Source organism: Bacillota bacterium, assembly GCA_040754675.1.
Lineage (GTDB): Bacteria > Bacillota > Limnochordia > Limnochordales > Geochordaceae > Geochorda.
This window is the reverse complement of the sequence record JBFMCJ010000494.1, coordinates 1-2,998: the sequence shown is the minus strand read 5'-3', so window position 1 is coordinate 2,998 and position 2,998 is coordinate 1. Positions and strand designations below refer to the sequence as shown.

The window sequence follows — 2,998 nt, the reverse complement described above, 5'->3', positions numbered from 1 at the left end:
AACTTGGAAAGATTAAAGCGTTTTTAACGACGTACGAGCGCGCCTTGACCACGGGACTACAACCGGGAACGCGCAGAAGGGCTTACCGCCAAACACTGGCTCAACCTCTGGGAGGCGGGGCGCACGGTTGACCGCCAGGCCTGTTGGCCCCACAATGGGGTAGGAACGAGCGGCCGGCGCGGCAGGCAGTGTGGTGGCAATGCAAGCGGTCGACGACAGCCTCAGGGATCCGGTTCTGGCGGAGGTGGTACACCGGCTCGTGCAGGCGTACGAGCCGATCCGCATCTATCTGTTTGGGTCCCGCGCACGGGGAGATGCCGGCCCGGATAGCGACTATGACCTGCTGGTACTGGTCAGCGACGATGCTCCTCGCGAACGACGGCGTAGCCAGCTCGCATACGAACGCCTCTGGGGCACGGGCACCGCGGCGGACGTGTTGGTTTGGACTCTGTCAGCGTTCGACAGTCGAGTCCATCTTCGCTCCTCGCTGCCCGGCACGGTGGTGAGAGAGGGCAAGGTCGTGTATGAGCGTGGATGACCAGAGGTTTGCTGAGATGAAGGCATGGTTAGCGAAAGCTGCGATGGATCTGCGGGCAGCGGAAGTCGCACGGTCAGCCGATCCTCCCGTGACCTCGGACATCGTGTTCCACGCTCAGCAGATGGTGGAAAAGGCCCTGAAGGCTTTCCTGGCCTGGCACGACAAGCCTTTCCGGAAGACGCACAGTTTGGTCGAACTGGGTGAGCAGTGCGCCCAACTCGCGCCGGACATGGAGCCGCTTTTCCGTAAGGGAGCCCCGCTCACAGAGTACGCGTGGAAGTTCCGCTATCCAGGTGAGCCGGAAGAGCCCAGCTTGGAAGAAGCGGAGCAGGCACTGGGCACTGCTCGCGAAGTCTATGAGGGGATACGCGCTCGGCTGCCTTGCGAGTCACCATCATCTCAGCCGCCGTCGCCACAACGAGCATTCCCGACTGGCGGGGAACCCGGTCAGCCGCCCATGTGAGCGGCGCGGCCGGTCTTCCCGTTTCTCCTCCGGGTCGTCAGTCGCCGTCGCGTGACTCCGACTGGCAGCCTTAAGACCTGACAACGGCGCTGCGCGTGCTCCCTCGACAACCTGGCCACGGTCGCCCGTAACAGAATCCGCATTCCCGCTCTCCCCCACGTCGCGCCCTACGACCGAGTGACCACCCCCGACGCCTACCGAGAGGTCTTCGCCCGGGTCTTGGGACGGTCCGAGAAAGTCGCCGTTGATGTGTAGCGCCTGGGCGAGCTCGCTGCTTGCCGAGGTACTCAGGGGCAAGCTCATCAACTCCCTGGCTCTTGGCATACCGCCGGCCCATGGTGGGGTTTTGTGAGGATAAGCGTGGACTGCACGACCTGATGGCGGGGTCGCTGCTCGTTCACCGGCGGAGCCTGCAGGCGCCTGAATAGGCGGGCGCCCACCCCGATGAGCAGGCTACCAGCTGCAGGGCCGCCAGTTGCCTGTGGAGGCGCTCGTGCATCATGGCACGGAGGCGACCGGGTCGTCGAACCGCCTGCGTCCGATGCCCATGCGGGAGCTCAGCACGAAACCGGCCACCGGAAGCTGCCCGAACATGTATTGGAGCGGGCGAAGCAGGCGGACTACCCGGGATGCCGCCCTGGTGAGCGCAACTTGCTGCGCGATGTGCAGGAGATGCTGCTGCGCAGAGAGCTCGCAGGGTTCGTCAACCGTCTGCGAGCTTCAGCCCCGTCGAGCCTTACCAGAGGCGCATTTTCCTGCTGGGAAGGGCGCTGGCGCCGGTGGAGCCTTACACGCCGCAACTGCTGCCTACGGGCAGGTGACGTTGGGGCCGGTGGTGGTCACGACGGCTGCCGCGTACTGGCTCGAAATCGACCTCCTGCACCCATCCACCTACTCCCACAGCGGTCGCATCCGTTCCCAGGCCGGGCACTGCGCGGCGTATCTCAGACTTGACTGCGTGTGGGGGTACGATTACACGGCTCTTCTAGTGCCGGGTGCCAGCTGGGACGACCTCAACCCGCTGGAGTTCGAACGGGCTCGCCAGGTGATCCGCCGCTACCGCCGCGACTCGCTGCTCCTGGCGCTGGACGACCAGGAAATGGCCAAGGCGCTCGGGGCGGTGGAGGCCAACGGCGAGGTTCGCCGGGTCACCGTGGCGGGCATGCTCGTTTTCGGGCGCGAAGAGACGCTTGCCCGGTGGGTGCCCACGCACGAGGTGGCCTTCCAGGTACTGGCGGGGACGCGGGTCGAGGTCAACGAGTTTTTCCGGTGGTCGCTCATCCGGCTCTCCGAAGAGCTCGCTGCCCGCTTTGCGGCCCGCCGGCGGGAGCACGAGCTGCAGGACGGGCCCTACCGCGTGCCGGTGCCCAAGTACGATGAACGGTGCTTTCGGGAGGCCGTTCACAACGCTCTCCCCCACCGGGCTTACGCGCGCCCCGGTGCCGTGTACGTCCAGTGGCACCGGGAACAGATCGAGGTATCCAACCCGGGCGGCCTGGCGGAGGGGGCGCGCCTCGACAACCTGCTGGTGACCCCACCGGCCCGTAACCCCCGCTGGCGGACGCATTCAAACGCCGACATGAGGTCCGGAGAATCACAGCGTGAAGGATCCCCAGTTCTCGCCTGCGAACCTCCCGCATCGGCAGGGTCGGCGCAACGGGCCCGGGGGGAGGCAGAGAGCCGTGCCGTCGCCGTTTCCGGGGATGGATCCGTATTTGGAGGACCCGACGTTGTGGCCGCACGTCCACCGGCTCCTGATTGTGGCGCTGCACGATGACTTGGGCGCGAGGCTGCCGCCGAAGTACTACGTGGCGGTGGACGAACGGGTCTATCTGACGACGTATGACGATCCGTACTTCGTGTACCCGGACCTGGCCGTCGGACATGTTGCGACCGGCCAGGCGTCGGAAGCGGCGGCTATCTACAGAGCCGGCAACCAAACGCCCGCTCCGGACGGAGCGCAGACAGTGCTTGTGCCGGTTCCCAGGGAGATGCGT

General features: G+C 65.8%; 4 protein-coding genes. All 4 read left to right on the top strand.

Annotated elements, in window-relative coordinates; genetic code table 11:
• The first annotated feature begins 199 nt into the window (after positions 1–199).
• Complete coding sequence (locus AB1609_19640) at positions 200–538, top strand: nucleotidyltransferase domain-containing protein (protein ID MEW6048657.1); 339 nt, start codon at positions 200–202, stop codon at positions 536–538.
• On the top strand, positions 525–1,001 hold the full coding sequence (locus AB1609_19635) for a HEPN domain-containing protein (protein ID MEW6048656.1): 477 nt from the start codon (positions 525–527) through the stop codon (positions 999–1,001). Before AB1609_19640 ends, AB1609_19635 begins: the two co-directional genes overlap by 14 nt.
• Before the next feature lie 817 nt (positions 1,002–1,818).
• Positions 1,819–2,778 carry a hypothetical protein gene (locus AB1609_19630; GenBank protein ID MEW6048655.1) on the top strand — a complete coding sequence of 320 codons (960 nt, stop codon included), beginning with the start codon at positions 1,819–1,821 and terminating at the stop codon, positions 2,776–2,778.
• The coding region (locus AB1609_19625; protein ID MEW6048654.1) for a DUF4058 family protein at positions 2,732–2,998 on the top strand (267 nt) is incomplete at its 3' end. The genes AB1609_19630 and AB1609_19625, both read left to right, overlap by 47 nt.

Excerpts from the sequence above, each read along its gene's own strand:
- AB1609_19640 (MEW6048657.1), top strand. The coding sequence starts at position 200 with ATGCAAGCGGTCGACGACAGCCTCAGGGATCCGGTTCTGGCGGAGGTG.
- AB1609_19635 (MEW6048656.1), top strand. The coding sequence starts at position 525 with ATGAGCGTGGATGACCAGAGGTTTGCTGAGATGAAGGCATGGTTAGCG.